The 26972-nt window shown below is 70.8% G+C and carries 25 protein-coding genes and 2 pseudogenes; 16 read left to right on the top strand and 11 right to left on the bottom strand.

Annotated features, from left to right (window positions below; translation table 11 throughout):
* The first annotated feature begins 7 nt into the window (after window positions 1–7).
* From HJD23_RS27220 to HJD23_RS27210, 3 genes are read left to right on the top strand one after another with little or no spacing between them, the layout of a single operon-like run.
* The gene (locus HJD23_RS27220; protein WP_171113962.1) at window positions 8–232 is read left to right on the top strand and encodes a ferredoxin; all 225 of its coding nucleotides are present in this window, start codon (window positions 8–10) and stop codon (window positions 230–232) included.
* Window positions 222–1613, top strand: coding sequence for an FAD-dependent oxidoreductase (locus tag HJD23_RS27215; protein ID WP_171113961.1), 1392 nt, complete (start codon window positions 222–224; stop codon window positions 1611–1613). Before HJD23_RS27220 ends, HJD23_RS27215 begins: the two co-directional genes overlap by 11 nt.
* A 24-nt stretch (window positions 1614–1637) precedes the next feature.
* Window positions 1638–2876: a cytochrome P450 gene (locus HJD23_RS27210; RefSeq protein ID WP_171113960.1), complete on the top strand. Its 1239-nt coding sequence runs from the start codon at window positions 1638–1640 to the stop codon at window positions 2874–2876.
* A gap of 7 nt (window positions 2877–2883) precedes the next feature.
* Here HJD23_RS27210 and HJD23_RS27205 read toward each other — a convergent pair whose 3' ends face one another.
* Entirely contained in the window at window positions 2884–3822 is a 939-nt protein-coding gene (locus HJD23_RS27205; RefSeq protein WP_171113959.1) for an RNA polymerase sigma-70 factor, read from the bottom strand.
* Window positions 3823–4005: 183 nt separating this feature from the next.
* On the opposite strand from HJD23_RS27205, the gene HJD23_RS27200 reads away from it, so the two are divergent.
* On the top strand, window positions 4006–4491 hold the full coding sequence (locus HJD23_RS27200) for a carboxymuconolactone decarboxylase family protein (RefSeq protein WP_171113958.1): 486 nt from the start codon (window positions 4006–4008) through the stop codon (window positions 4489–4491).
* Window positions 4492–4555: 64 nt separating this feature from the next.
* On the opposite strand, the gene HJD23_RS27195 is transcribed toward HJD23_RS27200, so the two are convergent.
* The 3 genes from HJD23_RS27195 to HJD23_RS27185 are packed head-to-tail and all read right to left on the bottom strand — an operon-like array spanning window position 4556 to window position 7688.
* Window positions 4556–5356, bottom strand: a complete 801-nt coding sequence (locus HJD23_RS27195; RefSeq protein WP_171118744.1) for a sugar phosphate isomerase/epimerase family protein — start codon at window positions 5354–5356, stop codon at window positions 4556–4558.
* A 32-nt stretch (window positions 5357–5388) separates the two neighbouring features.
* A complete protein-coding gene (locus tag HJD23_RS27190; RefSeq protein WP_171113957.1) occupies window positions 5389–6540 on the bottom strand; it encodes a dihydrodipicolinate synthase family protein in 1152 nt (383 codons plus the stop codon).
* A complete protein-coding gene (locus HJD23_RS27185; RefSeq protein WP_171113956.1) occupies window positions 6537–7688 on the bottom strand; it encodes a Gfo/Idh/MocA family oxidoreductase in 1152 nt (383 codons plus the stop codon). Before HJD23_RS27185 ends, HJD23_RS27190 begins: the two co-directional genes overlap by 4 nt.
* 268 nt (window positions 7689–7956) lie before the next feature.
* Between HJD23_RS27185 and HJD23_RS27180 the strand changes: the two genes are divergently transcribed.
* Window positions 7957–9003, top strand: a complete 1047-nt coding sequence (locus HJD23_RS27180) for a LacI family DNA-binding transcriptional regulator (RefSeq protein WP_171113955.1) — start codon at window positions 7957–7959, stop codon at window positions 9001–9003.
* A gap of 196 nt (window positions 9004–9199) precedes the next feature.
* On the opposite strand, the gene HJD23_RS27175 is transcribed toward HJD23_RS27180, so the two are convergent.
* Both HJD23_RS27175 and HJD23_RS27170 read right to left on the bottom strand, forming a co-directional pair.
* Window positions 9200–9754: a GNAT family protein gene (locus HJD23_RS27175; RefSeq protein WP_171113954.1), complete on the bottom strand. Its 555-nt coding sequence runs from the start codon at window positions 9752–9754 to the stop codon at window positions 9200–9202.
* A 23-nt stretch (window positions 9755–9777) separates the two neighbouring features.
* Window positions 9778–11115, bottom strand: coding sequence for a hypothetical protein (locus HJD23_RS27170; protein ID WP_232108297.1), 1338 nt, complete (start codon window positions 11113–11115; stop codon window positions 9778–9780).
* Window positions 11116–11684: 569 nt separating this feature from the next.
* Here HJD23_RS27170 and HJD23_RS27165 point away from each other — a divergent pair.
* From HJD23_RS27165 to aroA, 7 genes and pseudogenes are all read left to right on the top strand, one after another.
* Window positions 11685–11909, top strand: coding sequence for a hypothetical protein (locus HJD23_RS27165; protein ID WP_171113953.1), 225 nt, complete (start codon window positions 11685–11687; stop codon window positions 11907–11909).
* 35 nt (window positions 11910–11944) lie between these two features.
* Window positions 11945–12259, top strand: a complete 315-nt coding sequence (locus tag HJD23_RS27160) for a DUF6415 family natural product biosynthesis protein (protein WP_171113952.1) — start codon at window positions 11945–11947, stop codon at window positions 12257–12259.
* The gene (locus HJD23_RS27155) at window positions 12256–12456 is read left to right on the top strand and encodes a hypothetical protein (protein ID WP_232108296.1); all 201 of its coding nucleotides are present in this window, start codon (window positions 12256–12258) and stop codon (window positions 12454–12456) included. Before HJD23_RS27160 ends, HJD23_RS27155 begins: the two co-directional genes overlap by 4 nt.
* Before the next feature lie 142 nt (window positions 12457–12598).
* Window positions 12599–13531 carry a radical SAM protein gene (locus HJD23_RS27150; RefSeq protein WP_171113951.1) on the top strand — a complete coding sequence of 311 codons (933 nt, stop codon included), beginning with the start codon at window positions 12599–12601 and terminating at the stop codon, window positions 13529–13531.
* A 9-nt stretch (window positions 13532–13540) separates the two neighbouring features.
* The gene (locus tag HJD23_RS27145) at window positions 13541–14674 is read left to right on the top strand and encodes a protein-L-isoaspartate(D-aspartate) O-methyltransferase (RefSeq protein ID WP_171113950.1); all 1134 of its coding nucleotides are present in this window, start codon (window positions 13541–13543) and stop codon (window positions 14672–14674) included.
* Window positions 14675–14772: 98 nt separating this feature from the next.
* A pseudogene (locus HJD23_RS44110) lies at window positions 14773–15015 on the top strand (EamA family transporter); the annotation flags it as partial.
* Between the two features lie 4 nt (window positions 15016–15019).
* Window positions 15020–16255, top strand: coding sequence for a 3-phosphoshikimate 1-carboxyvinyltransferase (aroA, locus tag HJD23_RS27135; RefSeq protein WP_171113948.1), 1236 nt, complete (start codon window positions 15020–15022; stop codon window positions 16253–16255).
* A 9-nt stretch (window positions 16256–16264) separates the two neighbouring features.
* Here the strand turns inward: aroA and HJD23_RS27130 are convergent, their stop codons facing one another.
* The 4 genes from HJD23_RS27130 to HJD23_RS27115 form a co-directional block, all read right to left on the bottom strand.
* The gene (locus tag HJD23_RS27130) at window positions 16265–17065 is read right to left on the bottom strand and encodes a sugar phosphate isomerase/epimerase family protein (protein ID WP_171113947.1); all 801 of its coding nucleotides are present in this window, start codon (window positions 17063–17065) and stop codon (window positions 16265–16267) included.
* Window positions 17066–17097: 32 nt separating this feature from the next.
* Window positions 17098–18030 (bottom strand): bifunctional helix-turn-helix transcriptional regulator/GNAT family N-acetyltransferase, encoded by a 933-nt coding sequence (locus HJD23_RS27125; protein ID WP_171113946.1) that lies wholly within the window; start codon window positions 18028–18030, stop codon window positions 17098–17100.
* A gap of 115 nt (window positions 18031–18145) precedes the next feature.
* Window positions 18146–18745 carry a dihydrofolate reductase family protein gene (locus tag HJD23_RS27120; protein WP_171113945.1) on the bottom strand — a complete coding sequence of 200 codons (600 nt, stop codon included), beginning with the start codon at window positions 18743–18745 and terminating at the stop codon, window positions 18146–18148.
* A 119-nt stretch (window positions 18746–18864) separates the two neighbouring features.
* Window positions 18865–19290 carry a nuclear transport factor 2 family protein gene (locus HJD23_RS27115; RefSeq protein ID WP_171113944.1) on the bottom strand — a complete coding sequence of 142 codons (426 nt, stop codon included), beginning with the start codon at window positions 19288–19290 and terminating at the stop codon, window positions 18865–18867.
* A 118-nt stretch (window positions 19291–19408) separates the two neighbouring features.
* Between HJD23_RS27115 and HJD23_RS27110 the strand changes: the two are divergent.
* The 4 genes and pseudogenes from HJD23_RS27110 (at window position 19409) to HJD23_RS27095 (ending at window position 25457) form a co-directional block, all read left to right on the top strand.
* A pseudogene (locus tag HJD23_RS27110) lies at window positions 19409–20049 on the top strand (HAD family hydrolase).
* 930 nt (window positions 20050–20979) lie between these two features.
* Window positions 20980–22461, top strand: a complete 1482-nt coding sequence (locus tag HJD23_RS27105) for a hypothetical protein (protein WP_171113943.1) — start codon at window positions 20980–20982, stop codon at window positions 22459–22461.
* Between the two features lie 422 nt (window positions 22462–22883).
* Entirely contained in the window at window positions 22884–24716 is a 1833-nt protein-coding gene (locus HJD23_RS27100; RefSeq protein WP_171113942.1) for a glycoside hydrolase family 3 protein, read from the top strand.
* Window positions 24717–24848: 132 nt separating this feature from the next.
* On the top strand, window positions 24849–25457 hold the full coding sequence (locus tag HJD23_RS27095) for a hypothetical protein (RefSeq protein ID WP_171113941.1): 609 nt from the start codon (window positions 24849–24851) through the stop codon (window positions 25455–25457).
* 25 nt (window positions 25458–25482) lie between these two features.
* On the opposite strand, the gene HJD23_RS27090 is transcribed toward HJD23_RS27095, so the two are convergent.
* Window positions 25483–26901 (bottom strand): S28 family serine protease, encoded by a 1419-nt coding sequence (locus tag HJD23_RS27090; RefSeq protein WP_171113940.1) that lies wholly within the window; start codon window positions 26899–26901, stop codon window positions 25483–25485.
* Window positions 26902–26972: the final 71 nt, after the last annotated feature.

The raw sequence follows: 26972 nt of genomic DNA, 5'->3' as shown, positions 1-26972 counted from the left end.
TCCCTTGGTGAGGCTTGTCGTCGACCTGAATCGCTGTCAGGGGTACGCGCAGTGCGCGTTCCTCGCGCCCGACGTCTTCGCCATGCACGGCGAGGAGGCGCTGCTGTACCACCCGCGGGCCGACGAGGCCCATCGCGAGAAACTGGCCCAGGCCGCCGCCGCCTGCCCCGTCCAGGCCATCCTCGTCGACGCGGTGGACGCACCGGCCGAGGCGGTGTCCGATGAGCGGTGACGGATCGCTGGAAAGGCTCCGGCGCGAGGGCCGTATCGTCGTCGTCGGCGCCTCACTGGCGGGCCTGCGGGCCGCGGAGACCCTGCGCGAGAAGGGCTTCGCCGGGTCCCTGACGATGATCGGCGACGAACCCTACGAGCCGTACGACCGGCCCCCGTTGTCCAAGCAGGTCCTGCTGGGCGTGGCCGCCGCCGACGGCACCGCACTGCCCAGGCGCCGGGCCCTGGACGCGACATGGCGGCTCGGCGTGGCGGCCACCGGCCTGGACATGGCCGCCGGGCGGGTGCGGCTGGCCGACGGCGACGAGGTGCCGTACGACCGGCTGCTGATCGCCACCGGCGTGCGGGCACGGCCGTGGCCGCGCCCGGAGGAGGCGGAACTCGACGGCGTCTTCGTGCTGCGCACCCGCGACGACAGCACGGCGCTCGCGCGGCGGCTCGCCGAGGGCCCCAAGCGGGTCTTCGTCATCGGCGCCGGGTTCACCGGCTCGGAGATCGCCTCGGCCTGCCGTGAACGCGGCCTCGCCGTCACCGTCGCCGAGCGCGCCGCGGCGCCTCTCGTCGGCGCACTGGGCGGCGTGGTCGGCGCGGTCGCCGCCGAGCTCCAGCGCGAGCACGGCGTGGACCTGCGGTGCGGGGTCATGGTGACCGCCCTGGAGGGCGACGCCGCGGGACGGGTGCGCGCCGCGCACCTGCCCGACGGCTCCACGATCGAGACCGACGTGGTGGTCGTCTCGCTCGGCGCCACCCGCAACACCGAGTGGCTCGCCGGGTCCGGGCTCGGGGCCGGTCCGCGCGGCATCGCGTGCGACGCGGGCTGCCGGGCCTTCGACATCCGCGGCATCGTGACGGACGACATCTATGTCGCGGGCGACGTCGCCCGCTCCCCGCACCCCTTGTTCGGCTACCAGTTCCTGTCCCTGGAGCACTGGGGCAACGCCGTCAGCCAGGCCGAGATCGCGGCGCACAACATGCTCAGCGAGAGCGCCGACCGCGTCCCCCACATGTGGGTGCCGGCCTTCTGGTCCTCGCAGTTCGGCGTGAACATCAAGTCGGTCGGGGTGCCGTCGATGGGCACGGAGATCCTCGTCGCGCAGGGCTCGCTGACGGCTCGCCGGTTCGTCGGCGTCTACGGCTACCAGGGCCGCGTCATCGGCGCGGTCGCCTTCGACCATGCCCGGTGGCTGCCGTTCTACCAGGAGCTGATCGAGACCACCGCGCCGTTCCCGCCGCCGTTCCCCATGGTCGACCGGCCTCCGGACGGACAGCGGCCGATGGACGCGGACTTCCCCGACCCGTCGGTGCCCACCCACGGCCCGACGGTGACCCTCAGCGGATACTCGCCGGCCGACCGCCGGATGACGTTCACCCCCGCGCACTGACCCGCACGGCCACGAGGACCCGCCATGACGCGATCCCTGCTGCACGAGATCCTGGACTACGCCAACCGCGCCGACCCCTACCCCGTCTACGAGGAGCTGCGGAAGACGCCGGTCCACCACGTGGACGACGGGGCGTACGTCGTCAGCACCTACTACGAGATCCGCAGCCTGCTGCACGATCCCCGCATCAGCTCCGAGGCCCGCCATCTGGCGTCGACCGCGCACGACCCGCTGGCCGCGGCGGCCCAGGAGGAGGACAGCGTCCTGCCGCCGAGCTTCCTGCGGCTGGACCCGCCGGAACACGACCGGCTGCGCCGTATGACGAACCGGCCCTTCGGCCCGCCGCACTCCCCTCACCGGGTCGACGGGATGCGCGAAGAGCTGCACGGCATCGTCTCCGGCCTCATCGACGGCATCGGCGACCCGGGCCGGATCGACCTGGTGGACCAGTTCTCGTACCCGTTCCCGGTGACGGTGATCTGCCGGCTGCTCGGGGTGCCGCGCGAGGACGAGGCGCGGTTCCACTCCTGGGCGGACACCATCGCCGCGAGCCTGGACCCCGACCCGGACGCGGATCCCGCCGAGCGGGGCAAGGAGGCGCACGAGGCCCGTATGCAGCTGGGCCTGTACCTGTCCGGTCTGATCGAGCAGCGCCGCAGGAACCCCCGGGACGACATGCTCTCCGCGCTGGCGACGGCCGAGGGCCCGGACGGTGCGATGACCACGATGGAACTGCTCAGCACCGCGGCGCTGCTGCTGATCGCGGGGCACGAGACCACCGTCAACCTCGTCACCAACGGCATGCTGACCCTGCTGCGCAACCCGGACGTGCTGCGGCGGCTGCGTGCGGATCCGCGGCTCGCCGTGCCCGTCGTCGAGGAGTTGCTGCGCTTCGAGCCGCCGGTGCAACTGCTGCCGCAGCGCACCCCCCTCGCCGACATCGAGGTCCGTGGCGTCACCATCCCCAAGGGCGCGTCCCTCTGGCTGGTTCTGGCCTCCGGCAACCGCGACCCCCAGCGCTTCGAGAACCCGGACCGCTTCGACCCGGACCGCCGGGACATCCAGCACCTGGGTTTCGGCAGCGGCATCCACAGCTGCTTCGGCGCACCGCTCGCCCGGCTGGAGGCCCAGCTCGCCCTGTCGGAACTGGCCCGCAGGCTGGAGAATCCTCGCCTGCTTCAGGATCCGCCCCCGTACCGGCAGAACGCCGTGCTGCGCGGGCCACGGCATCTGCCCATCGCCTGCGACGGGATCCGTCCCTGAGCGGGGTTCAGCGGCGCAGGGCCGTCTCCCGGTGCATGTGCGACAGCTTCTCGGGGTTGCGCACAGCGTACAGCCCGGTGACGAGGCCGTCGTCGATGCGTACCGCCACGACGGTGTCGAGCTCGCCGTCGAGCTGGAAGATCAGCGCCGGGTGGCCATTGACCTGGGCCGGCCGCAGCGACAGCGTGCCCGCGACCTTGCCCAGCCCGGCGGCCAGCAGACGGGCCACCTTGTCGGCCCCCACCACGGGCCGCGGCACGGCCTGCTTGATTCCGCCGCCGTCGCCCAGGAAGACGACATCCGGCGCGAGGATGTCGAGCAGGCTCTGCAGATCGCCCGTCTCGACCGCCCGTTGGAACGCGTCCAGCGCCTCCCGGGTATCGGCCGGGGAGACGACGCCGCGCGGCCGGCGTGCCGCGACGTGTGCCCGTGCCCGGTGCGCGATCTGGCGGACCGCGGCCGGGCTCTTCTCGACGGCTTCGGCGATCTCGTCGTACCCGAGGTCGAACACCTCGCGCAGCACGAACACCGCCCGCTCGGTGGGCGTGAGCGTCTCCAGCACCAGCAGCATCGCCATCGAGACGCTGTCGGCCAGCTCGATGTCCTCGGCCACGTCCGGGGCGGTCAGCAGTGGCTCGGGCAGCCAGGAGCCGACGTAGGACTCCTTGCGGCGGCCGAGGGTACGCAGCCTGGTCAGTGCCTGGCGTGTGGTGATCCGTACCAGGTACGCCCGCTGGTCCCGTACCGTGCCGAGGTCGACGCCCGCCCATCGCAGCCAGGTCTCCTGCAGGACGTCCTCCGCGTCGGCGGCCGAGCCGAGCATCTCGTAGGCGACCGTGAACAGCAGGTTGCGGTGCGCGAAGAACGCCTCGGTGGCGGGGTCCGTGCGTCCGCCGCCGCCGAGTCGCCCTGCCGTGCCCTGGGTGCGCTCGCCGCCCTCGCTCATCACCGGCTGCTCCTGACTGCTCGTTCTCGACGGGGTCACACGCACAGGACGCCGGTCCCCGCGGCTTTGTGACATCCATGGGCATGGCACAGGTCACATCGTCGTTCCGTCACAGCGAACGGGTCGGCGGCATCTCGTGGTCGTCCGGTGCAACACCAACGAGCCACGAGTGAGGACGAGATCATGGACGCCCGATTCAACCTGTTCGAGAACGAGCTCGCCGCCAAGTTCGCCAAGCGGTTCGCCAACGCCGCCCTGGTGATCCACCAGTCGTCGCTGCCGAGGTCCACGCAGGAGCTGGTGTCGCTGCGCGCCAGCCAGATCAACGGCTGCGGCCACTGCATCGACATGCACACCAAGGAGGCCGCGGCCGCCGGTGAGAGCGCGGTCCGGCTCAACCTGGTCGCCGCCTGGCGCGAGTCCACCGTGTTCACCGAGGCCGAGCAGGCCGCGCTGGCGCTCGCCGAAGAGGGCACCCGGCTCGCCGACGCCCACACGGGCGTGTCCGACGAGACCTGGGCCCAGGTGCGCAAGCACTACGACGACGACCAGATCGCCGCGCTGGTCGCCATGGTCGCCCTGATCAACGCGGCCAACCGGCTCGCCGTGATCGTGCACCAGAAGGGCGGCTCGTACGAGCCCGGCATGTTCGCCGCCGCCCTCGACTGATCGAGGGGCGGACGGCTCCGGCCCGGCCCGGGATCACTCGATCCGGGCCGGGCCCTTCTCCCGCTCACGAGACGACGTTCCGCACGAACCTCCGCGCGGTCTCCGCCAGCACCTCCCGCCCGTTACGCGCCCACAACTCCTCGTTGAAGAGCTCCACCTCGATCGGCCCGGTGTACCCGGCCGCCTCGACGTACCCCTTCCACTCCCGCATGTCGATCGAGCCGTCCCCGATCTGGCCCCGGCCGGTCAGGACGCCCTCCGGCAACGGGGTCGTCCAGTCGGCGAGCTGGAAGGTGTGGATACGGCCGCCGGCGCCCGCGCGGGCGATCTGTTCCGGGGCCGTGTCGTCCCACCAGATGTGGTACGTGTCCACCGTGACGCCGACCTGGTGCGCGGGGAAGCGCTCGGCGAGGTCGAGGGCCTGGGCGAGGGTGGAGACCACACAGCGGTCGGCGGCGTACATCGGGTGCAGTGGCTCGATCGCGAGCCGTACGCCGTGCCGCTCCGCGTACGGGCCCAGCTCGGCCAGCGCGTCCGCGATGCGTTCCCGCGCGCCGTGCAGGTCTTTCGAGCCCGGCGGCAGGCCGCCCGAGACCAGGACCAGGGTGTCCGTGCCCAGTGTCGCCGCCTCGTCGATGGCGCGGCGGTTGTCGGCCAGGGCGCGGGCCCGCTCCTCCGGGTCGATCGCGGTGAAGAAGCCGCCGCGGCACAGCGTGGTCACCGTCAGGCCCGCGTCCCGGACCAGCTTGGCCGTCGCCTCGACACCGTACGACTGGACCGGCTCACGCCACAGGCCCACGTTCCCGATCTCCAACTGGACGCACGCCTCGACCAGTTCGGGCATGCTCAGCTGCTTCACGGTCATCTGGTTGATGCTGAAACGCTCGAGTGCGGTGCTCACTGGGCCACCCCGTACAGCGCGAGCAGGGTCTTCATCCGCTCCTCGGCCAGCTTCGGGTCGGGGAACAGGCCGAGGGTGTCGGCGAGTTCGTAGGCGCGGGCGAAGTGCGGCAGGGAGCGGGCCGACTGCAGGCCGCCGACCATGGCGAAGTGCGACTGGTGGCCGGCCAGCCAGGCCAGGAAGACCACGCCGGTCTTGTAGAAGCGGGTCGGGGCCTGGAAGAGGTGCCGGGACAATTCGACGGTGGGGTCGAGCAGCGCGCGGAACCCGTTGACGTCCCCCGTGTCCAGGACTCGTACCGCCTCCGACGCCAGCGGGCCCAGCGGGTCGAAGATGCCGAGCAGCGCGTGGCTGAAGCCCTGGTCGTCGCCCGCGATCAGCTCGGGGTAGTTGAAGTCGTCGCCGGTGTAGCAGCGGACGCCGTTCGGGAGCCGCCGGCGCAGGTCGATCTCGCGCTGGGCGTCCAGGAGGGAGATCTTGACGCCGTCGACCTTGTCGGGGTGGGCGGCGATGACGTCCAGGAAGGTGTCGGTGGCCGCGTCGAGGTCCGGCGAGCCCCAGTAGCCCTCCAGCGCCGGGTCGAACATCGGGCCGAGCCAGTGCAGGATCACCGGCTCGGACGCCTGGCGCAGCAGATGGCCGTAGACCTCCAGGTAGTCCTCTGGGCCGGTTGCGGCCGCCGCGAGAGCCCGGGACGCCATCAGGATCGCCCGCGCGCCGGACTCCTCGACGAGCGCGAGCTGCTCCTCGTAGGCCGCGCGGACCTCCGCGGGGGTGCCCGAGGTGATCTGGTCGGTCCCCACTCCGCAGGCGATGCTGCCACCGACCGCCTTCGCCTCCGCCGCCGACCTGCGGATCAGCTCTGCCGCGCCCGCCCAGTCCAGGCCCATGCCCCGCTGGGCGGTGTCCATCGCCTCGGCGACGCCGAGCCCGTGCGCCCACAGATGGCGGCGGAACGCGAGCGTGGCGTCCCAGTCGATCGCGGCGGGCGAGTCGGGGGTGACGTCGGCGAACGGGTCGGCGACGACATGGGCCGCGGAGAAGACCGTACGGCAGGAGAAGCCCGCGCCGGGGGTGACGGCGAGGGGTTCGGTGCGGGGCTCGTAGGTCCGCAGGGCCCCGTGGGCGTCAGGGAGTCGGATGGTCACAGCGCGATCTCCGGTACGTCGATGCGGCGGCCCTCGGCCGAGGACTTCAGGCCCAGTTCGGCGAGCTGGACGCCGCGGGCACCGGCGAGCAGGTCCCAGTGGTAGGGGGCGTCGGCGTAGACGTGCCGCAGGAACAGCTCCCACTGGGCCTTGAAACCGTTGTCGAACTCGGTGTTGTCCGGCACCTCCTGCCACTGGTCGCGGAAGGCGTAGGTGGCCGGGATGTCGGGGTTCCAGACCGGCTTGGGGGTGGCGCTGCGGTGCTGGACGCGGCAGTTGCGCAGGCCCGCGACCGCCGAGCCCTCGGTGCCGTCCACCTGGAACTCCACCAGCTCGTCCCGGTTGACGCGCACGGCCCAGGAGGAGTTGATCTGCGCGATGGCGCCGCCGTCGAGCTCGAAGAAGCCGTACGCGGCGTCGTCGGCGGTGGCGTCGTAGGGCTTGCCGTTCTCGTCCCAGCGCTGCGGGATGTGGGTGGTGGCGACGGCCTGGACGGACTTCACCCGGCCGAACAGCTCGTGCAGGACGTACTCCCAGTGCGGGAACATGTCGACGACGATGCCGCCGCCGTCCTCGGCGCGGTAGTTCCAGGACGGGCGCTGGGCGGGCTGCCAGTCGCCCTCGAAGACCCAGTAGCCGAACTCGCCCCGCACGGACAGGATCCGGCCGAAGAAGCCGCCGTCGATGAGCCGCTTCAGCTTCAGCAGACCGGGGAGGAAGAGCTTGTCCTGGACGACGCCGTGCTTGATGCCCTTCTCGTGGGCGAGGCGGGCCAGTTCCAGGGCGCCTTCGAGGCCCGTGGCCGTGGGCTTCTCGGTGTAGATGTGCTTGCCGGCCTCGATGGCCTTCTTGATGGCCTCCTCGCGGGCGGAGGTGACCTGGGCGTCGAAGTAGATGTCGACGGCCGGGTCGGCGAGGACCTCGTCGACGTCGGTGGAGATGTGCTCCAGGCCGTGCCGCTCGGCGAGCGCCCGCAGGGCGTACTCGCGGCGGCCGACGAGGACGGGCTCGGGCCACAGCACGGTGCCGTCGCCGAGGTCGAGGCCGCCCTGTTCACGGAGGGCCAGGATGGAGCGGACGAGGTGCTGGCGGTAGCCCATGCGCCCGGTCACGCCGTTCATGGCGATACGCACCGTCTTGCGGTTCACGTGAATGTCCCTCTCGCTGTGGCTGCTGAAGAGTGAGCAGTAAGGGGTGAGCAGTGAAAGATGAGCAGTAAGGGGTGAGCAGTGATCGGTACAGCAAGTAGTACAGCAAGCGCTTTCTATACGGTGAGAAGCTAGCCTCTGAGCGCGGTCCAGACAAGGGTGTGACCGTCTTGAGTTGTTCGAGGGGGCGAACAGCGGGGGTCGGTGGCCTTATGGTCAACGCGAGTAACGGGGAGGAACACGCGATGCGCTACCGGAGGACGACGAGATGACGGTGACCCTGGCGGACGTGGCGGCCCGCGCCCAGGTCTCGCCCGCGACGGTGTCGCGCGTGCTGAACGGGAACTACCCGGTGGCCGCATCCACCCGCGAGCGGGTGCTCAAGGCGGTCGACGAGCTGGACTACGTCCTCAACGGCCCCGCGAGCGCGCTCGCCGCGGCCACCTCCGACCTGGTCGGCATCCTGGTGAACGACATCGCCGACCCCTTCTTCGGGATCATGGCGAGCGCGATCCAGGGGGAGATCGGCGGTCCGGGCGGCAGAGCGGGCGGTGAGCGGCTGGCCGTCGTCTGCAACACGGGGGGCTCCCCCGAGCGCGAGCTGACGTACCTGACCCTGCTGCAGCGGCAGCGGGCCGCGGCGGTCGTCCTCACCGGTGGTGCCGTGGAGGACGCCGCGCATGTGGCGGCGGTGTCGGCGAAGCTGCGCAAGCTGACCGAGGCGGGGACGCGGGTGGTGCTGTGCGGGCGGCCGCCGGCGCCGGAGACACAGGCGGTGGCGCTGACGTTCGACAACCGGGGCGGCGGACGGCAGCTGACGGAGCACCTGATCGGGCTCGGCCACCGGCGGCTCGGCTACATCGCCGGACCGGAGGAGCGTACGACCACCCGGCACCGGCTGGAGGGACACCGGGCCGCGCTGGAGGCGGCGGGGATCCCGGAGGACCCGCGCTGGACGGTCCACGGCCGCTACGACCGCCGGTCCGGCTACGAGGCCACGCTGGAACTGCTGCGCCGCGATCCGTCCCTCACGGCCGTGGTCGCCGCGAACGACTCCGTGGCGCTGGGGGCGTGTGCCGCGCTGCGGGAGTCGGGGCGGCGGATCCCGCAGGACGTCTCGGTCGCCGGGTTCGACGACCTGCCGTTCAGCATCGACGCGGTGCCCGCGCTGACGACGGTGCGGCTGCCGTTGGCGGAGGCGGGGGCGCGGGCGGGGCGGATCGCGATGGGGCGGGAGGAGCCGCCGCCGGGGGGGATCGCCACGGTGCGGGGGGAGTTGATGGTGCGGGGGTCCACGGGAGGGCCGCGGGGGTAGGGGGCCCGGCGCGGGGCGGACGGGCCGTGGCTCACCAGTCGTCGCCGATGACGAAGTTGGCCGGGGTCGGGGTCGCCCACGTACACACAGACGCTGAGGTCGTCGTTCTCGAACCAGAACAGGAAGTAACCGCCTGGAGCCCTGTGCCGGGAACGACAACGGCCCCCAGCGGGGGCCGTCGAGTATGCCGAGTGGGTCACGTGCCCTGGGCGTTCCACTCCCGGTCAAGGATCCCGTGGACGATGGAGTCACGCCAAACGCCGCCTTTGCGGACGTGTTCACGGATCCGGCCTTCCTCGATCATCCCGGCACGGGCCATCGCCTTCGCGGAAGCCTCGTTGGCCGGCGACCGCGCACCCCAGATGCGGTGCAGACCGAGTTCCTCGAAGCCCAGTCCGAGCAGCAGCCGTATGGCCTCGACTCCGTAGCCGCGGCCCCAGGAGACGGGTCGCAGTGCGAAGCCCATCGTTGCTCCGCTGGGCTGGTGCGGATCCAGGGCCAGTCGGCCGAAGCCGACGAGCGCGCCTGTGCTGCGTTCGACGATGGCGAGCGCGTACTCGGCCCGCGGGTCGGCCTTCGCCGCTTCGATGGACCGGCCCACGATCTGCCGGACTTGGTCGAGGGTGCGAGGCTCGAACGACAGGTGCTCGGTCGCCGTCTCACTGCCGTAGATGGCGAACACAGCATCGGCGTCGTCCGCCCGGAGCTCGCGCAGCTCCAGGCGCCGGCTGAGGCGATGGACCGGATACATGCCCCGGACTTTACTGGCCGTGTTCAGCGCGGGAGCGCGGGCCTGCTCGGCGGATAGAGGGCGATTTCCTCTCGCAGCTCACGGGCGAGGATCGCCGTACGGACGGGCTCACGGGTGAGCGCTGCCTGGACGCGCTGCGCGGAGACGACGATGCCCCGGTTGCGCTGGCTCACCGGCAGATCGAGGACGGGACGGATGGCGTCGGCCACGCCGTCCAGGTCGTCGGCGTGGAGCCGGATCAGGGCGAGATTGCACTGCGCACCAGCCTGGTCGCCGAACGCCCAGTGCGGCGCACCACGGTCGCTGAACGCGGCGACCGCTTCCTCCGCCTGTGCTGTCGTACGGGCATTTCCGTGGCCGAGCATGACGTGCGATTCCACCGCGTAGTACAGCTGCTTCTGAGGGGGGAAGGTCAACAGGCCTCCCAGCTCATCCAGATCATCCGGTGCGACGCAGTCGCGCTGCCGCTCGGCTTGCTCGTTCGCTGTGCGCACGGTTTCCCCGTCGCCGAGGAGTGCCGCTGCCCTCGCCTCCAGGCTTGGGAGCCAGACGCTCACCGTTCCGTGCAGTTCCGGGTGTTCGACGGCACCCTTGCGCGCGTAGTACAGGGCGTCGTCCGCGTTGCCGGACCAGTAGGTGATCAGGGACTTCAGGCCGTCGGTCAGCGCGATCAGCCCGGGATGCTCCGCCTGCTGCGCGCACACTCCTGCGGCGCGCGCCTGCATCATCGCGGAGTGCGGGTCTCCCATGTCGTGGCTGGCCTTGGCCATGAACCACGACAGCAGGGTCGCCATGATGTGCAACTGCCGCAGCTGCGAGGGCTTCGACCGGCCGCCCTCGATGTGCCGGAACACCTCGTCCTGTGTGGTGGCCAGGTCATCGAAGATGCTCGACAGCGGGACCCGTGGGTACCTCTCTGCGATCCTTCGCACCTCGTCTTGCAGGAAGCCGATGGTCTCTTCACCGAGCCGGCCTCGCTCGGCTCCCATGGCGAAATCCCGCGCGCGTCGTGCCGCCATTTCAGCACCCTTTCTCATGTTGCTCAGGTCCACGCCCGGTGCGGCGCGGTCGTCCAGGCTTGACGTATCGGCAGGGCCAGGCGGGTCGTCCTGGGCGGGCCCCCAGAGCCGCTCGAAGCTCTGGCCGAACATGGCGACGAGGACGCGCCTGGCGTCGCGGTTCGGCTTGCGCTGGTTGTAGTACCAGGCTTCGAAGGTGCTGGCCGCTGGTGTGCAGGTGGCCAGGTCGGGGTCCTTGTCGGCGTCGGCCAGCTGCTGTGCGGCCTCGCGGAAGCGGGGGAGAAACGCCCTGGGGTCCTTCCACTCCTGCTGGTCAACCAGGTGACGGAACAACGTGGTCATGGCGCCCCTCCTGCACGGCTCCGCACTGCGTCACTGCGTCACGACGGTAGAACGCTCGTGCCCTCAACCTGCCCCATACCAGCAGCAGTTAGCGCAGTCGGTACAGGTCCGATGGAAACGCGGTGGAAAGCCACTGCCCATCGCACCAGCCCAATGGGAACCCGATGCGGATGTGGGGGTGGAGGTGCGGCTGGGAGCGTTGCCACGCTCGTAGGGCAATCGCGGAGAGTGCCCGGACGGGCACGCACTGGATGGGCAAGGCCGTGAACAGATCGACCCCCGGCGACCGCTCGCGACGGCCCCGGGGCGCGGCCAACGCTGTAAGGAGCGTCGACAATGCTTTGTGTACCACGAGCCCTCGCAGGACTGAGAGGTCGCGTGTTCGCGCGGCGTGCGGCTGGTAGGCGCCCGCACACCACCACGGTTCCCCCTGTCCTGCCGGACTCAACGGGTTGCCCGTCGCCGGAGATGTGGGCCGCGATCCTCGCCGGTGCGCGCCGGCGTAGGGCCGCGCGCCGGTGGGCGCTCCAGGAGGCGTTCGCGGCACAGGCCGGGGAGGCCCAGTGGCGATGACGGCGTACAGGCCCAGGCTCCACGAGACCGTCGAGGACACCGTCACCAGGAAGGTCGGCAAGGTGATGGGCTTCGAGGGCCCGTACGTGCAGCTGCGGCCCATCGGCGGTGGCCGGGAGTGGGACGCCGAGCTGGGGAACCTGAAGCCGGTCACAACCAGCGAGGGTCTCAGCGCCGCTGTCGCAGTTGCCAACGCCCGGTCGAGGGGTGAGCTGCCGTGACGGTGACCGCCGACGTTCCGCCCGACCTTACGGCCATGCGCGCTGCGGTCCAGCGGGTGCTCGCGCGCGGAGCGGATCCACTCTCCGACGAGGAACTGGAGTCCCTGAGGCTCCAGCTGCGCCGGCACATTCAGATGCTCATCCCCGAGGTCGAGCGGGCGGCCCGCCGTCTGCCCAGGGGAGACATCCCGCGCGAATGCGCTCTGACCGGTGCTGGGGAGGCACGCATGCGGCTCCGCCTGGGACCGGGGGACACCCTCACCGTCCGTGTGGCAGTCGTACAGAAACTCGCCCGCTCCGTCAGAAACCTGTGCGACCACAACGAAAAGCTGCGAGGTGAGAACGCATGAAGACGACCATGCGTCCCGCCGCGGACCCGGCGGCGCTGTCGGCCGAGTGCACCCTCGCGAAGCGGCCGGAGTACCACGGTCTGCACCGCGAGTGCCGCCAGACGCAGGACATCCCGCTGCCCCACTCGACGGGCATCCTGCTCCAGAGCCACTGCGGTTGCTCCTGCCACGCCTACAACACACGGCCCGGCGCCTGAACGCCCGCCCCGGCATGAAGGCCCCACGGCGACCGCTGGTGAGGTCGCCCCGCTAACCGCCCGTCCCGTCGGAGGTCCGGAAGCCTCTGGCGGGACGGGTCACGCTCCGGTCGGCCGTACATCGCATCCAGGAAGGACACGTATGACCATCGCTCCTGAGGCACCCGCAACACCCGCGCCCCTGACGTTCCTCGAGCTGGAGATCACCGGCCGGTGTCAGCTCACGTGCCCGTCCCACTGCTACGCCGAGGCCGGGCCGACGAAGGACCACGGCACCATGACCGCCGAGGACTGGCAGCGCGTCATCAACGAGGCCGCCCAGCTCGGCGTGGAGACCGTGCAGTTCATCGGCGGCGAACCCACCCTGCACCCGGACTTCGCCGCCTTGGTCGGCTACGCGCTGAACGCAGGGCTCGGTGTCCAGGTGTTCAGCAATCTGTACCGAGTGCGGCGCGAGCACTGGGAGCTCTTCGCTCACCCGAAGGTGAGCCTGGGAACGTCGTACTACTCCGACGACCCCGACGAGCACGACGAGATCACCGGCCGGAAGGGGTCCCACGACTCCACCCGGGCGAACATCGCCGAAGCGGTGCGCCGCGGGATCCCCGTGAAGGTCGGCGTCATCCACGTGCGCGACGGGCAACGCACGGAAGAGGCCCTCGCCGAGATGCAGGCCCTCGGCGTCAAGCGGGTGCACGTCGACCGGGTGCGCGCCGTGGGGAACGCCGCCAAGACGGCGCTGATCCCGTCCACGTCGGAGCTGTGCGGGCGGTGCGCCGACGGGAAAGCCGCAGTTCTGCCGGACGGCACCGTGACCCCTTGCGTGCTGGGGCGGTTCCTGCCCGCCGGCTCCGTGAAGCCGGCCGGACTCGCCGCCGTGGTCGCTGGGCAGCAGTGGGCGCACGTCGCGGCCTCGATCCCCCGCAACCGCGGCAACTGTGTTCCGGACTCGTGCACGCCGAAGGAGGATTCTTGCCAGCCCTCCCCCGGAGTCGTGATGGGCTGCAACCCTGACCAAGATGGTTCCGACTGCTCCCCGGCCGAGACCCCGGCCTGCGAGCCCGCGTACGACTAGGAGACGCCCATGGACTGGGGCACGCACGCGCGGCGCCTGGCGTCCGAAGTTGTCCGCCCTGAGTCGCGCTGGTACGAGCCGCTCGCCACCACCCCGCGGCACGTATTCGTGCCCCGCTGGTGGGCGCGCGGATCGCAGGCGTGGGAGCTCCGCGACGGGCCCGCCGACCCGGAGGCATGGCTGCAGGCGGCCTACGCGGACCGCACGCTCGTGACCCGTGTCGGCCCCGCGCACGCCGACCACGCCGAGGGCGGCGCCACCCTCACCAGCGGTCATCCCACGTCGTCATCAACGCTCCCCGGCCTGCTCGTGACCATGTACCGGCACGCGGTGATCGCCGACGATTCCCGCGTCCTGGTGACGACCGGCACCGGCTACGGCACCGCGCTCCTGTGCCGACGCCTCGGCGCCGAGCTGGTGACGAGCGTGGACGTCGACCCGCACCTCGTGAAGACGGCCGCTGAACGGCTCGGCTCCATCGGCCTGCACCCGCACACGGCCGTCTGCGACATCACCGGGACCCTGCCGGGAGAGTACGACCGGATCGTGGCCACCGTGTCGGTACGGCCCGTACCAGCCTCGTGGCTGACCGCACTTCGGCCCGGCGGGCGGCTCGTTACGACGCTCGCCGGTACAGGACTGATCGTCACCGCGGACAAGACCGACGACGGTGGCGCCGTCGGCCGCGTCGAGCCCGACCCCGCGGGATTCATGCGCACCCGCCACGCCGACGACTACGAGCGGCCCACGAATGAGCTGTGGGAGAAGGCCAAGCAGGCCGAGGGCGAGGACGTGAGCACCAGCCGGTACCCGTTGCTGTACGTACCGGACTCGTGGGAGGTGATGTCGATGCTTGAACTCCTCGCGCCTGGCATCGACCACCGGACAGCGGTCGACGGCGACGAACGAACCGTGTGGATGCTGCACCCTGACGGCTCCTGGGCCCGCGCCACGGCAGCCGGGTTCCTCGACTCACCGACGGTGTACCAGGGCGGCCCTCGCCGCCTCTGGGACGAGTTGGAGCGGATCCGTCACCGGCTCAACCGCGAGGGCGGATTGCCGGTGTACGGGGCGGGGGTCCGGATCGACCCGGACGGCACCCTCACCCTCTCGCGCGGAGGGTGGTCGATGACCGTGGACTGACCGCCAGGGCTCACGGGAGCCCCGCTCGTCTGCTTCCCCCGTGGTGGTTGGGGGCCTTCCCGCGTCAGCCCACGCGGACGGAGACGCGCGTGTCGAGTGCGGAAGGTCGGCTGCTGCGCCGCCACCCCGCCTCCGCGGTCGCGCCCTTCTCGTTGCTGGTCCCGGGCTTCGGCATGACGTCGGCGGCGGTGTTCCCGGGCGAGTCGATGGCGCCACTGCGCTCGTGCGCGGCCGTGCTGCTGGTGGGCGGAATGGCCCTCACCCCGGTTACACCCCGGCGACCTTTCGCCGTCCATCCCGTGGACGGCCCGGCATGCCGCACGGACGTCGGCCGATCATGAGGGCATGCCCGTAGTCGACATCCCCGGTTCCAAGTCGCTCACCGCCCGCGCCCTCTTCCTCGCGGCCGCCGCCGACGGCGTCACCACCCTCGTACGGCCCCTGCGCTCGGACGACACCGAGGGCTTCGCCGAAGGGCTCACCCGGCTCGGCTACCGGGTCGGCCGCACCCCGGACAGCTGGCAGATCGACGGCCGCCCGGACGGCCCGGCAGTGACCGAGGCCGACGTGTACTGCCGCGACGGCGCGACCACGGCCCGCTTCCTGCCCGCCCTGGCCGCCACCGGCCACGGCACCTACCGCTTCGACGCCTCCGCCCAGATGCGCCGCCGCCCCCTCCTCCCGCTCACCCGCGCCCTGCGCGAGCTGGGTGTGGATCTGCGGCACGAGGAGGCCGAGGGCCACCATCCGCTGACGGTCCGGGCGGCGGGTGTGGAGGGCGGGGAGGTCACCCTGGACGCGGGCCAGTCCTCTCAGTACCTCACCGCACTGTTGCTGCTCGGCCCGTTGACCCGACGCGGACTGCGCATCCGGGTCACCGACCTGGTCTCCGTCCCCTACGTCGAGATCACGATCGCGATGATGCGGGCGTTCGGCGCGGAGGTACGCCGCGAGGGCGACGTCTTCGTCGTCCCGCCCGGCGACTACCGGGCCACGACGTACGCGATCGAACCGGACGCCTCCACCTCCAGCTACTTCTTCGCCGCCGCCGCGCTGACCGGCGGCGAGGTGACCGTCCCCGGACTGGGGAAGGGCGCGCTCCAGGGGGACCTGGCCTTCGTGGACGTACTGCGCCGGATGGGCGCGGACGTGGAGATCGGCGCGGACCGCACCACCGTCCGGGGCACGGGCCGCCTGCACGGCCTCACGGTCAATATGCGGGACATCTCTGACACCATGCCGACCCTGGCCGCGATCGCCCCCTACGCCTCCGGACCGGTCCGCATCGAGGACGTGGCCAACACGCGCGTGAAGGAGTGCGACCGCCTGGAGGCGTGCGCCGAGAACCTGCGGCGGCTGGGGGTGGAGGTGTCCACCGGCCCCGACTGGATCGAGATCCAGCCGGGCCGGCCCATCGCCACCGACATCAAGACGTACGGCGACCACCGCATCGTGATGTCCTTCGCCGTGACCGGCCTGCGGGCGCCGGGGATGACGTACGACGACCCTGGCTGCGTACGGAAGACCTTCCCCGGCTTCCACGAGGCGTTCGCGGAGCTGCGCGACCGCCTGCCCGGCTGACCCCCGGGTTCAAGCCGAGTCGTTGAGCAGGCGGGCCAGGTGGTCGCGCCCCGCGCCCAGCAGGCCGGGAAGCGGGGCCGCGGCCTCGTACCAGCGCTTCTCGTACTCCCAGCACAGCCAGCCGTCCCAACCGTGCCGGGAGAGGAGTTCCACGGTCTCGGCGAGCGGGAGGACACCGGCCCCCAGGGGGAGCGGGGTCGTGTCGTCGGCGGAGGCGATGTCCTTGACCTGGACGTAGCCGAGGTACGGGGAGAGGGCCGCGTACGTCTCCTGGGGCTGCTCGCCGCCCAGCCAGGTGTGCATCACGTCCCACAGCGCGCCGACCTGACGGTGGCCGACCAGGCCCAGGATCCGGATGGCGTCGGCGCCGGTGCGGTGCGAGTCGTGGGTTTCGAGGAGGATGCGGACGCCCGCTTCGCCGGCGTACTCGGCGGCCGTGCCCAGGCGGCGGGCGGCGGTCGCGTCGGCCTCCTCGGGACTCTGCTCCGCCGTACCGCCGGGGAAGACCCGGACGTACGGCGCCCCCAGGTCGCGGGCCAGGTCGAGCAGGGCGCGCAGCTCGGTGAGCACGGGCTCGTCGTCACCGGGAGCCGCCACGCGCGCGTATCCGGCGACACCGAGCAGCTCGACGCCGGACTCCTTGAACTTGGCGGCGGCTTCCGCCCGTTCGGCGGCCCCGATGCCGGGGTGCACCGGCTCCTCGGGGTGCGCGCGCAGTTCCACGCCGTGGTAGCCGTGCTCGGTCGCGAGTCGGAGGACGTCCGGCAGGGGGAGGCCGGGGACACCGAGAGTGGAGAAGGCCAGCTTCATGCACCCAGCTTGCTGCACATGGGCCCTTCCCGTCACTCCGGTGTCCCTCGTAGGTCCAGGCGCCAGTCCTGGCCGACCAGGTCCTTGCCGAACGAGCGGTGCGGCTTCTCGGCGACCAGGACGAAGCCGTGCCGCTGGTAGACGCGGCGGGCGGCGGTGAGCACGTCGTTCGTCCAGAGCACCAGGTCGCGGTAGCCGACTCCGCGGGCGAAGTCCACGACGGCCGTGACGAGCCGGTCGCCGATGCCGAGCCCGCGGGCCTCCGGCTCGACGAGCAGCAGCCGCAGCCGCGCGGTGGCGGGGGCTTCGTCCCGTACGCACATCACACACCCCACCGGCCGCCCGTCCAGCTCGGCGATCCACACCCGCTCCAGGTGCGGATCGTGGTCCTCGGCGAAGTCGGCGACGATCCGCGCGACGAGGCCCTCGTAGCCGGTGTTCCAGCCGTACTCGGCGGCGTACAGCGCGGCGTTGCGCTGCACGATCCAGCCCAGGTCGCCGGGGCCGGGCTCGCGCAGCACCACGTCCTCGGGGCGCGATGCCCGGTCGGCGCCCAGGATCGCCCGTACCGTCCGCAGCGCCTCGGCGAGCCGCCCCCGCTCCTCGGGCGGCACGTGGGCCAGCAGCGCCCCGACCGTCTCGCGCGCCCGCTCGTCGAGCAGGTCGGCGGCCTCCCGGCCGCGTGCGGTGAGGGTGATCCGGCGGCGGCGCGGATCCCGCTCCGAGGGCGCCCGCTCGATCAGCCCGTCCTGCTCGAACTTGTTCAGGATCCGGCTCAGATACCCGGCGTCCAGGTGCAGTTCGGTACGCAGGTCGGCGGCGTCCGTACGGGGTGAGTGCGCGAGCTCGTACAGGACGCGGGACTCGGTGAGGGTGTACGGGGCGTACAGGTGGCGGCCGTAGTCGAGGGCGCCGATGAGGTGGGTGTAGAAGCGGTTGAAGGAGCGGATGTCCTGGACTGTCATGATCGGCCCACTCCCCGGATGCTTGACTGAGTCAGAGATACCGTCGAGTCGAGCCTAGGCCGCCGTCCGCTCCTCGTCCACGCCTCCGGCCTACGCGGCCACGCCTGCCCCCCGTCTACTGCGCGGTGGCCCTCCGGTAGACGCACACCTGAGCGCCCGTCTTCGAGGCGGTCGTCGAGACCAGCTCGAACGCGGTCTTCGTACCGTCGTCCGGGAAGATCGACTTCCCGCCGCCGAGCATCACCGGCATCACGATCAGCCGCAGCTCGTCCACCAGCCCCTCGCTCAGCAGCGTCTGGGCGAGCGTCGGGCTGCCCATGACCAGCAGGTTCCCGCCCTCCGACGCATGCAGCCCGCGCAGCTCGGCGACGGCTTCGGCAGCCGGGAGGCGGGTCGTGTTGTCCCAGGCCTTGAGGTCCTCGTCCCCGAGGGTGCCAGTGACGACGTACTTCCGGATGGAGTTCATCCGGTCGGCGAACGGATCCCCCGCCCGCTCCGGCCACGCCCCGGCCATCGTCTGCCAGGTCCGCCGCCCGAACAGCAGCGCCTCGGCCTCGTCCAGCGCCGCGTCGAAGGCCCCGCCGACGATCTCCGGGTCGAAGAAGGGGTGCGACCAGCCGCCGTGGGCGAACCCGCCGTCGGTGTCCTCCTGAGGTCCCCCGGGCGCCTGGACGACGCAGTCGAGGCTGATGAACTCGCTGATGACGATACGCATGGTGCTGCTCCTGCTTGTCCGGGTGGGCCACTGCACTTCAGCTGAACTGTCAACCGAACTGAACTCTCAACCGCACTGAAGACTGCGGCCCCGCCCGGAAATCATCGCTCGTACGTCGATCAATTCACCACGGGCGGCCGCCCCTGCGTCCACACCGGCCGCACCGCCATCCGGCTGAACCGCCAGCCGTCCGGCGTACGCCGCACCTCGGCGTCGAATCGCCCACCGACGGTGAACAGGGTCTCGTCCTCGTGCACATGGGTCATGTGGGCGTTCCAGGAGGCGTCGCCCCGATCGCCCTCGACGTCTACGTCGACGAGGATCCCGGACGCCATGTGCTGCGTCCGCACAAACCGCCCGACCGCCTCCTCCGAGAGCCGCCCGACCGCTTCCACACCGTCGGCTGTGCCGACGGGTGTCTCCATCTGTACGTCATCGGTGGCGAGGTCGCGCATCCAGCCGGGGGCGAAGTCGCGGGCGTCGAGGGCGCGGAAGAGACGGTGGATGAGGGTGTGGATGTCCAGGGACACGTTGTGATCGGTCATGGGGCGAGCGTCGTACGTCAAGCGTGCTTGAGGTCAAGAACGCGTCGGCTGGGGCCACCGAGGCGCCCCAGGGCATCCGTCCCGCTCAGCACCTGCCGTCGCGCCGTAGGCTCCCTGGGTGATTGAGACCATCGTGTTCGATGTCGGCGAGACGATCACCGAGACGACCGGTACAGGGCTTCCTGGGCGGACTGGCTGAACGTCCCCCGTCACACCCTGTCCGCGCTGGTCGGAGCAGTCGTCGCCCAGGGCCACGACAACGCAGAAGCCCTCCGGCTCGCGCGCCCGGGCATCGATGTCGCCACGGAGTACCACGCCCGGGACGCCGTCGGCCGCGGCGAGTACCTGGAGGAGAGCGACCTGTACGACGACGTGCGGCCGGCCCTCTCCGCACTCCGGAACGCCGGTGTGCGAGTCGTCATCGCCGGGAACCAGACACCGCGCGCGGCTGAGCTGCTGCGCGACCTGGACCTCCCGGCGGATCTCATCGTGACCTCTGGGGAGTGGGGGGTGGCCAAGCCGCAGCCGGAGTTCTTCCGCCGGGTGCAGGAGGTGGCGCGGGCTGCTCCGAGCGCGACCTTGTACGTCGGCGACCACCCGGCCAATGACGTCTTCCCGGCGAAGGCGGCCGGGCTGAGGGTGGCGCACCTTCGCCACGGACCGTGGGGACGCCTTTGGGCGGACGACCCGGAGGTCGTGGCCGCGGCGGACTGGCGGATCGACACCCTGACCCAGCTCATCGAGATCGTGAAGGACTGACCCGGACGACGCCGTTCGTGTACACGGGGCGTATCGACGCGCCCCCCTCGACGGATGTCTGCCCGTCTGTGGCCCCGGGCGCGAGAGTCGTGACTCAGAAGTCAGAAGCTTCTGGAAGACCTGAATCTATGCCCCTGCAACGGGAAGGAACTGGAAAGGATCTCCGACCGGATCTTTCCGGTAAGCAATCGTGCGAGGAGTTCTGCGCACCCGGGCGACGACCTGTCCGACCTCCTCGTCCCCCCGGGGCATCCTTGCGCGGAAGTGCGGCCTATACCCGGAGAACGGGGGCTCTGGAGGGATAACGGGGAGATACGAATTCCGGGGGAGCCCGACATCGCCTATGCCGCTCCGGTCCTCATCACGCACCACGTCGCCGCTCACGGCTACCGTCTCCGGCAGAGAGTGCCGGGTCGAGGCGACCGTGGCACCCGAGTTGGCGTCAAGTAATCAACTCCAGTTGTTGGCCTCCTTGAAATCCTCCAAAGACGGGATCACGTCGGCTGCGAACGCTTGCGCTGACTCGCGCGCCTCGGCAACGACGGGAAGACCGCGTTCCCGAGCCAACAGGGTCAGCAAAGCTTGTTCTTCGTCCTTTTCCCGCTGGACCAGCGGACCAGGAGCAGGCGGGGGCTCGCCGCTCCGCACGATGACGGGCTTTTCTCCGGAGAGCTTGAAATCTGGGGTCAGGTTGTCGACCGGCTCGGTGCCGGTGGCCGACGGAACCGGGGCGGTGGCCGCGGGGAGGAACTCCTCCGACTCGGCGGAGGTCTGGCCACGGAATGGCGTCCATCAGCAGGCTGCCGCAGGCCCACAGGTCGAAGTCCTTCGCGTACGGCTGGAAGTCGTCCAGCTCCTGCCCGGACGCGTACGTCAACTTCACGGTCACCTCGCTGGCCCAGCTCCGCCTTGAACTTCTTCCAGGAGTACGTGTCCGTCTCCAGCGCGGCCGCGGTCGTCGTCGGCGCCGAGGTGGAGGTGGAGGCGACCATGCCGAAGTTGAAGCTTTGCCAGCCGTTGTCGGCGGCCTCTGGCGCGGGCTCGCCCCAGATCGCCATCACCTACAACCGCAGGCCCAACACCCCGACCGGCTACACCATGTCCCCGGGGTCCTGCGACACGGCCTCCCCGTACATCAAGATCGGCAAGACCACCGAGCTGTACATGCTCGCCAAGGGCACGGACCCGGACGGCATCCTGTCCAAGATGGAGTTCGAGTTCGGCAAGGCCGGCGACTGGACCAACACGAAGACGTCGTACTACGACACGATCGTCAACGGCGAGACGGCCAAGTTCCGGCTCCCCGCCCTGACGAACGGCGTCACCTACCGGTGGCGGGCGCGCGCCTGGGACTCGACCACGTACGGCGGCTGGGCACCGAGTTCCACGACCTACTGCCATTTCACCTACGACTCGAACCTTCCCGATTCGCCGGCTCCGGTCGAATCCACTGACTTCCCCGGGGACTTCGACGACAGCAGCACCGGTGACGTGTGGTCGAAGGAACCCTTCGGCACAGGCGGCGACTTCACCTTCAAGATGTCCTCCGGGGAGACGGACATCGTGAAGTTCGTTTACTCCATCAACTCCACGACGTACGACTCCTACGTCTGCGCGAACGGCAAGCAGGGCACGACCGGCGGCCTCACGGTCTCGTGCACCACCCCGGTCACGTCGGTCACGGCCACCAGGATCAAGCCGCCCGCGGCGGGCCCGAACACGCTGTATGTGAAGGCGGTGGACTCGGCGGGCAACATCTCCCCGAGCCCCACTAAGCACTTCTTCTACGTCACTCCGCGCAAGAGCCCGGACGGTCCTGGCGACCTGAACGGCGACGGCACCGCCGACGTCGCCCATGTCACCGCGGCCGGCAACCTCTGGATCGGCGCGGTCTCCAAGGACGGCACCTGGCTGTCCAACAGCTTCGGCACCCACCGCAAGGGCACCCTGATCAAGGACGGCAACACCGCGCCGCACATCTGGAACGGCACCGACACCTACGCCCTGGTCACCCACAACGATGACTTCGCACCCGCGGACGGCATGGCGGACTGGGTGATCCGCACCCCCGACGGCCGCCTGTACATCTACCCGGGCGACGGCTACGGGTCGATCGACGTGACCCGCAGGGTGGAGGTCCGCCTCCCGGCGAACGCGCCGTCGCCGTCGACCTTCTCGGAGATCAAGTCGGCCGGTGACATCACCGGCGACGGCCAGCCCGAACTGTTCGCCGCGGGCGGCGTCGGAGGCGCGGAGCTGTGGGTCTTCAGCGGCTACAGCGGAGGCACCTTCGAGACCGCGACCCAGATGACGACGACGGCCTGGGCAGACCGGGACTTCCCCCGACGTCTGGGCCACCAACAGCGCCGGAGCCCTCCTGCTGTTCACGGGCGGCGCCACCTCGCTCGGTGAGTCCAAGACACTCCGCTCAAGCGGTTACAGCACGATCAAACAACTGGGCTGACACAAGGAACACAAGAAAGACAGGGACACAAGGAATCCGGCCCCCGGGGGAAGCCCCGGGGGCCTTTTCCGCGTCCGCGGCGACGGGAACCCGAGCCGGGTGCCGCTCGTCCAATGCGCACAGCTGCCGGATGAGTCTCCGCGATGCGGTGTCGGCCCTCGCCGCCGGCCGCGAGCGCCGACCACCCTCTCCGCCGCACCACGGCCGGCAGCCCGCCGCCATCGGCGCGCCCCCCTCCCATGCGCCGATGGCGGCCCCTCACCGGGCCGGGCTGTGCGTCCCCTTGACCGGCAGAAACTTCCCGGATATGGGTGACTCCCTGGAAGTTTCCTTCAGCGATCTTCAGCGATCTCCTCCGGAAGGAGCGCACGTGCCCCACACCAGCACGACCAGCGCAGGAAACACCGCCAACACCCCGTCGAGACGTACGGTCCTCGCCGCCACCGCGGGCGTCACCGCGGCCCTGACGATCGGACAGACCACCGCCCACGCCGACGACGACAAAAGCCTCCGGACACTCATCTCCCGGATGACCCTGGAGGAGAAGGTCGGCCAGCTCTTCGTCTCCCGGGTCTACGGCCACTCCGCCACCGCCCCCGACCAGGCCGACATCGACGCCAACCTCAAGGAACTCGGCGTGCGCACGGCCGCCGAACTGCTCGCCAAGTACCGCCTCGGCGGCATCATCTACTTCACCTGGGCGCACAACACCCGTACCCCGCACCAGATCGCGGACCTGTCGAACGGCATCCAGAAGGCCTCCCTCGACCTCCCCCGCGGACTGCCCGTGCTGATCTCCACGGACCAGGAGCACGGCATAGTCGCCCGCGTGGGCAGACCCGCGACGCTGTTCCCCGGCGCGATGGCCGTCGGCGCCGGCGGCTCGCGCGCCGACGCCCGCACCCTCGGCCGGATCGCCGGCGAGGAACTGCGTGCGATGGGCATCCGGCAGGACTACTCGCCCGTCGCCGACGTCAACGTCAACCCGGCCAACCCGGTCATCGGCGTACGGTCCTTCGGCGCCGACCCGGACGCGGTGGCCGGGCTGGTCGCGGCGGAGGTCGCCGGGTACCAGCGGGCGAAGGTCGCCGCGACCGCCAAGCACTTCCCCGGCCACGGCGACACCGAGGTCGACAGCCACTACGGCTTCCCGGTCATCGAGCACACCCGGGAGCAGTGGGGCACGCTCGACGCTCCCCCGTTCCGGGCGGCGGTCAGGGCCGGTATCGACTCGATCATGACCGCGCACATCATGGTCCCGGCGCTGGACCCGTCCGGCGACCCGGCCACCCTGTCCCGCCCGATCCTCACCGGCATCCTGCGCGAGGAGCTCGGCTACGACGGCGTCGTGGTCACCGACTCCCTCGGTATGCAGGGCGTCCGCACCAAGTACGGCGACGACCGGGTGCCGGTGCTGGCGCTCAAGGCGGGCGTGGACCAGCTGCTGAACCCGCCCAAGCTGGACGTCGCCTGGAACGCCGTCCTGAAGGCCGTACAGGACGGCGAACTCACCGAGGAACGGCTCGACGAATCGATCCTGCGGGTGCTGCGGCTCAAGGCCGGACTGGGGCTGTTCGAGGAACCCTACGTCAGCGCGCGGTGCGTCGATCGCACGGTCGGCACCAAGTCGCACCTGGCCGCCGCCGACCGGATCGCCGAGCGGACGACGACGCTGCTCGTCAACGAGGGCGGCCTGCTGCCGCTGTCCCGGCGTGAGCACCCCAAGCTGCTCGTGGTCGGCGCCGACCCGGCCTCGCCGTCCGGCACCACGGGCCCGCCGACCGGCGTCCTCGCGACCGCGCTGACCGAACTGGGCTTCACGGCAACGGCGTTGTCCACCGGCACGGCCCCGTCCCCGGCGACCGTCGACCGGGCCGTCGCCGCGGCCGGCGACGCGGACGCCGTGGTCGTCGGCACGTACAACGTCACGGCGACCAGCTCGCAGAAGACGCTGGTCGAGCGGCTGCTGGCGACCGGGATACCGGTGGTCGCGGTGGCCGTCCGCAATCCGTACGACGTGGCCCAACTGCCGGGTGTACGCGGCTACCTGGCGTCCTACTCCTGGACGGACGTCGAACTGCGGGCGGCGGCCCGGGTCATCGCCGGGACGGTGCGGCCGCGCGGGAAGCTGCCGGTGCCGGTGCAGCGGGCGGACGATCCGGCGCGGGTGCTGTATCCGCTCGGGCACGGGTTGTCGTACTAGGCATCGATCGGACGTAGGGCGCGGTACGCCGCGCTCCCGGCGCACCACCCCCAAACGGGCGCAAAGCGCGCTGCGTGTCTGGCGTGTGCCCGCCGTGGCGGGTCACGCTGGACGGGGGTGGCGGGAATGACCATGCGTGGGAGACGGTGTGCCGGGGTGGTGCTGGCGGCGCTGCTGATGGGGTGCCAGGACCCGGCGGCGGAGCACGGCCCGGGCAGCCCCGGCGGGTCACCGGCGCCGAGCAGCGCCGCCGGCTTCGGGGCGGTGTTCCTGGCGGTCGACGAGTGCAGTTCGTTCGGTACGACGAGCTTCACCGAGGTGCCCTGCTCCGGCGAGCGGGCGGCCGCGCGGGTCGTGGCGCGGCACGACGGCCGGGTGGACGACGGCCCGCTGTGCCCGGGGACCACGGACTTCGTGCTGCACATCAGCGAACAGCGCCCCTCCCGCGACGAGGACGGCGACGGCGCGATCCCCCAGGGCTACGCCTGTATGCGCAACCTCCAGCCTCCGCACCCCGGCGACCCGGGTGGCGGAGGCGGGCCGCGCACGATCGTGGGGGACTGTGTGTACGGCGCCGGGGACGGAAAGGTCCGCGAGACGGCGTGCGACGGCGGGGGCCGGGAGAAGCCGGAGTACCAGGTGACGGAAGCGGTTGCCGCCCGCTCCGACTGCCCGGCGACCACGGCCCTCTACGTCCAGCTGGGCGGCGCGCATCCGGTGGGCTGCGCCCGCCCGGTGTGACCGACGGACGGGCGCAGCACCGGTGTCACGGACGCAGGGTGCGCTCCGCGCCCCGCTTGTCGAGCCGGGAGTCGTACTTGGCCAGCGGCCTGGCGGCGGCCGGGTCGGCCTCGACGGTGGCGGACGCGACGCCCGCCCACTTCAGGATCCTGGCGGTGGCCAGCGCCTTCTGCTTCTCCGGAAGACCGGCCACGTTGGCGCCGTGGTTGGCGCCGGGGGCGGTGAAGACGTAGGAGTCCTTCGCGCCCTTGCCGAGGCGGAACGGTTCGGCGCCCCACGGATCGTTCTCGCCGTAGACGAACAGCATGTGGCGCGCGTTGTGGCGCACCCAGCTGTCGACGTCCCGCATCGCCCACGGCTGGAACTTCATCTCGATGTCACGCGGGACGAAGTAACGCGGCGGCAGGTAGCCGTACCGGATGTACTTCTTCTCGATGTGCGGGAAGACGATCGTCGGCGCGCCCAGCTGCGTACCCGCCTGGTAGTAGTACGGCGTGTACGGCGCCAAGCCCTGGTCGGTGTAGAAGGAGAACCCGGCGACCGTGTCGATGGAGTTCCAGATCTCGTCGTCGGTCGCGTTCTTCGCGTCGGCCGGGATGGTGTCGCAGTCGGACAGCAGGCTGTACTGCCAGAAGCCCCAGACGTAGTCGAGGACGGTCGCCTCGTACGCCTTGTCGAGGCTGCCGACGGTGTTGAAGGTGTAGCCGTTCTCGGCCGCGAACGCCTGGTACCGCTCCTCCAGCGGCTCCCGGCGCACCAGCGCCTCGCGCTGCACGCCGTTCAGCCGGTCGCGGCACTCCTTGGTGCCGACGTTCGCGAAGAACTCGTCGTACGCCGAGTCCTCCTTGTTCACCACGTCGTTGGGGGCGACGTACGCGACGACGCCGTCCATGTCGCGGGGGTAGAAGCGCTCGTAGTACGTGGCGGTCATGCCGCCCTTCGAACCGCCGGTGGAAATCCACTTCTTGGAGTAGATCGGCTTCAGCGCCCTGAAGATGCGGTGCTGGTCGCTGGCGGCCTGCCAGATGTCCAGCTTGGTCCAGTCGGCCGGGCTGGGCCGGGACGGCGTGAAGAAGCGGTACTCCATGGAGACCTGGTTGCCGTCGACGATCTGGGTCGGCTCGCGGCGGCTGGGGTTGGTGGAGACGTTGTAGCCACTGGTGTGGAACACCGTCGGCCGCGAGACGTCCTTGTGCAGCACGGTGATGCGCTGCTGGAACGTGCCCTTGGAGGGCCTGCGGTGGTCGACCGGCTGGGTGTAGTTGAGGACGAAGAAGCGGTAGCCGGGGTACGGCTTCTCCTCGATGAGGCTCATGCCGGGTATGGAGAGCAGCCGATCCTTGATGTCGGTGGCCTCCGGCTGGGCGGCGGTGGCCGCCCCCGCCGTGCTCAGCGTGCCTATGAGCACGGTGAGCGCGAGCAGCCATCTGAGCGCCTTGCGCATGCACCCTCCCTGTGAGAACAGATGTGCGCCGGAAGCTATCGGAGCAACACACCTGTGCACCAGGGTGGTTG

Origin of the sequence: Streptomyces sp. Z423-1 (assembly GCF_013009255.1) — a bacterium.
GTDB lineage: Bacteria > Actinomycetota > Actinomycetes > Streptomycetales > Streptomycetaceae > Streptomyces > Streptomyces gossypiisoli.
The sequence above is the reverse complement of the archived record's forward strand: the minus strand, read 5'-3'. Positions and strand labels throughout refer to the sequence as shown.

Coding starts and splice junctions, on each gene's coding strand:
- HJD23_RS27180 (WP_171113955.1), top strand. CDS start 7,957: ATGACGGTGACCCTGGCGGACGTGGCGGCCCGCGCCCAGGTCTCGCCC.
- HJD23_RS27160 (WP_171113952.1), top strand. CDS start 11,945: ATGCGCGCTGCGGTCCAGCGGGTGCTCGCGCGCGGAGCGGATCCACTC.
- HJD23_RS27150 (WP_171113951.1), top strand. CDS start 12,599: ATGACCATCGCTCCTGAGGCACCCGCAACACCCGCGCCCCTGACGTTC.
- HJD23_RS27120 (WP_171113945.1), bottom strand. CDS start 18,745: ATGCGTATCGTCATCAGCGAGTTCATCAGCCTCGACTGCGTCGTCCAG.
- HJD23_RS27125 (WP_171113946.1), bottom strand. CDS start 18,030: ATGACAGTCCAGGACATCCGCTCCTTCAACCGCTTCTACACCCACCTC.
- HJD23_RS27215 (WP_171113961.1), top strand. CDS start 222: ATGAGCGGTGACGGATCGCTGGAAAGGCTCCGGCGCGAGGGCCGTATC.
- aroA (WP_171113948.1), top strand. CDS start 15,020: ATGCCCGTAGTCGACATCCCCGGTTCCAAGTCGCTCACCGCCCGCGCC.
- HJD23_RS27175 (WP_171113954.1), bottom strand. CDS start 9,754: ATGTATCCGGTCCATCGCCTCAGCCGGCGCCTGGAGCTGCGCGAGCTC.
- HJD23_RS27195 (WP_171118744.1), bottom strand. CDS start 5,356: ATGACCGTGAAGCAGCTGAGCATGCCCGAACTGGTCGAGGCGTGCGTC.
- HJD23_RS27095 (WP_171113941.1), top strand. CDS start 24,849: ATGCGTGGGAGACGGTGTGCCGGGGTGGTGCTGGCGGCGCTGCTGATG.
- HJD23_RS27210 (WP_171113960.1), top strand. CDS start 1,638: ATGACGCGATCCCTGCTGCACGAGATCCTGGACTACGCCAACCGCGCC.
- HJD23_RS27145 (WP_171113950.1), top strand. CDS start 13,541: ATGGACTGGGGCACGCACGCGCGGCGCCTGGCGTCCGAAGTTGTCCGC.
- HJD23_RS27155 (WP_232108296.1), top strand. CDS start 12,256: ATGAAGACGACCATGCGTCCCGCCGCGGACCCGGCGGCGCTGTCGGCC.
- HJD23_RS27170 (WP_232108297.1), bottom strand. CDS start 11,115: ATGACCACGTTGTTCCGTCACCTGGTTGACCAGCAGGAGTGGAAGGAC.
- HJD23_RS27165 (WP_171113953.1), top strand. CDS start 11,685: ATGACGGCGTACAGGCCCAGGCTCCACGAGACCGTCGAGGACACCGTC.
- HJD23_RS27200 (WP_171113958.1), top strand. CDS start 4,006: ATGGACGCCCGATTCAACCTGTTCGAGAACGAGCTCGCCGCCAAGTTC.
- HJD23_RS27205 (WP_171113959.1), bottom strand. CDS start 3,822: ATGAGCGAGGGCGGCGAGCGCACCCAGGGCACGGCAGGGCGACTCGGC.
- HJD23_RS27090 (WP_171113940.1), bottom strand. CDS start 26,901: ATGCGCAAGGCGCTCAGATGGCTGCTCGCGCTCACCGTGCTCATAGGC.
- HJD23_RS27115 (WP_171113944.1), bottom strand. CDS start 19,290: ATGACCGATCACAACGTGTCCCTGGACATCCACACCCTCATCCACCGT.
- HJD23_RS27130 (WP_171113947.1), bottom strand. CDS start 17,065: ATGAAGCTGGCCTTCTCCACTCTCGGTGTCCCCGGCCTCCCCCTGCCG.